This window comes from Actinosynnema sp. NPDC059797 (genome assembly GCF_042732085.1).
Classification (GTDB): Bacteria; Actinomycetota; Actinomycetes; order Mycobacteriales; family Pseudonocardiaceae; genus Actinosynnema.
In genome coordinates, this window is record NZ_JBHWIE010000652.1 from 1 (window position 1) to 2,222 (window position 2,222).

General features: G+C 75.8%; 1 protein-coding gene and 1 pseudogene. Both read left to right on the top strand.

Going from position 1 to position 2,222, the window contains the following annotated elements; genetic code table 11:
• Positions 1–572, top strand: a pseudogene (locus ACFV4N_RS42955) (FkbO/Hyg5 family chorismatase); the annotation flags it as partial.
• Positions 569–2,185, top strand: a complete 1,617-nt coding sequence (locus tag ACFV4N_RS42960) for a hypothetical protein (protein WP_499678452.1) — start codon at positions 569–571, stop codon at positions 2,183–2,185. The pseudogene ACFV4N_RS42955 and the gene ACFV4N_RS42960, both read left to right, overlap by 4 nt.
• Positions 2,186–2,222 lie beyond the last annotated feature (37 nt).

Sequence of the window (2,222 nt, forward strand, 5' to 3'; positions counted from 1 at the left end):
GCGTCGAGCTCCACGCCTCGTTCCACGAGGGCCGGGCGCGGGCGTTCGACGAGTCGCCGCGCCCCGCGCCCGCCTCCACCGGGATCGGCTCGATGGGCGGCGGGGTCGGGTTCTGGTTCCTGGCGCACCGCTCGCGCCGCGCCGTGCACCTGGAGAACCCGCTGCAGGCGCGCGAGCGGGCGGGGCGGCGCGGGTCGCCGGGCTTCGCCCACGCGACGTGGCTGGCGCCGGAGCCGGGGCGCGAGCGGGCCGAGCTGCACGTGTCCGGCACCGCGAGCACCCTCGACGACGTCACGGTGTGCCACGGCGACGTGGTGCGGCAGTGCCAGGTGGCGCTGGCGAACATCGCCGCGCTGATCGGCCCGGAGAACCTGACCCGGCACGGGCTGCCGGGCGGGTGGGCGTTGCAGGACCTGCGCCGGGTCAAGGTGTACGTCAAGCGCGCCGAGGACGTGCCGGTGGTGACGCGGCTGTGCCGCGAGGAGTTCCCCCGCCGCGCGGAGGTCGCCGTGTTCGCGGTCGACGCCCGCCGGTCGGACCTGTTGGTGGAAATCGAAGGGATCGCACCGTGAACGATACCCGAGCGGACACGTCCGTCCTCGCCGAGCCCCGGACCGTCCGGGTGCTGATGGTGACCGACGGCCAGGCAAGCTTCGACGGGGCCGACTTCGGCCTGTCCACGCTGGTGGGAGTGCTGGAGGAACCGGTGCTGCCGTGGCTCAGGGTCGAGGTGACCACGGCGCACCGCGAGCGGAACCTGCCCGCGCTGTCCGCCGAGGTGCCGGGGTTCCGCTTCGACGAGCACGACCTGTCGCAGTACGACCAGATCTGGCTGTTCGGCGTGGCGCGCGGCGACCGGCCGTCGCTGGAGGAGGTCGAACTGCGGGCCCTGGCCCGGTTCATGGACGGCGGTGGCGGCACGTTCGCCACCGGCGACCACGAGGACCTGGGCGTGTCCCTGTGCGGCGCGGTGCCCCGGGTGCGCAGCATGCGCAAGTGGCACTGGCCGGAGCCGGGCCCGAACGGGGAGCCGGTCGCGCCGTCGGTCGACGGGCCGGCGCGGCACGACACCCTGTCGGAGGGCCGCGACCCGCTGTTCCAGCTCGACGACCAGTCCGACGACGTCCCGCAGGTGGTCACGCCGCGCATGTACGCCACGTCGGACTCGCCGAAGTGGGCGCACCAGGCGTACCCGCACCCGCTGCTGTGCGGGCCGCGCGGGCCGATCCGGGTGCTGCCCGACCACCCGCACGAGGGCGAGTGCCTCGTGCCGGAGGACCTGGGGGCGAGGTTCGACTTCGCCGGGTACGAGGTCGTCGAGTACCCGGGCGGGCTCGCGCCGGAGGTGGTGGCGTGGTCGTCGATCAACGCCCGGCCGGCGGAGCTGGACCCGCGCAAGGGCAGGCTCGACGCGCGGACCTTCGGCGCGGTCGGCGCCTACGACGGGCACCGGGCCGGGGTGGGCCGGGTGGCGGTGGACGCCACGTGGCACCACTTCTTCAACATCAACCTGATCGGCGACTCGCTGTCGCAGGACCCGGTCAAGAGCGTCGGGTTCGCCGCGTCGGAGTCGGGTCGGGCGGTGTTCGAGGAGATCAAGGCCTACTACCGCAACATCGCGGTGTGGCTGGCCCGCCCGGAGTCGCAGGAGGGCATGTGGTGGCGGGCGGTGTGGGCCGCGCGCTGGCACCACCGGGTGTCGATGGACCTGCGGCCCGGTTCGCTCGGCTCGCCGGACCTGGCGGAGCTGCTGCGGGTCGGCGTCGACGTGCGGGAGGTGCTCGCCGCCACGGCGACGCGGGCCGACGCGGCGCAGTGGGCCGGGCGGTTCGGGGTCGGGGCGGTGGACGCGGGCCTGTGGGAGGCGCTGCGGCCGAACCTGGACCCGTGGCTGCCGCGCTCGGGGGGCGAGCAGCCGGGGCACCTGCCGAACCTGGTGTCGTCGATGCTGCCGGAGCTGGTGCTGGACGCGGTGCTGGGTGCGGTGGTGCACGCGGTGGCGGCGGAGTTCCCGGAGCCGACGGAGGAGGCGCGGCAGCGGGTGGCCGGGGTGGAGTGGCCGGGGGTCGTGGGCCCGGCGGTGGCGCGGGCGCTGGAGGCCGTGGCCGGGCAGGTGGCGCGCACCGACGAGGTGCTGCGGTCGGTGGGCGCGACGCTCGCGGCGTCGCGCGGGGCCGGCGGGTGACGGCGCCCCCGCGGGGACCGGCTGGGGGTCGGTCCCC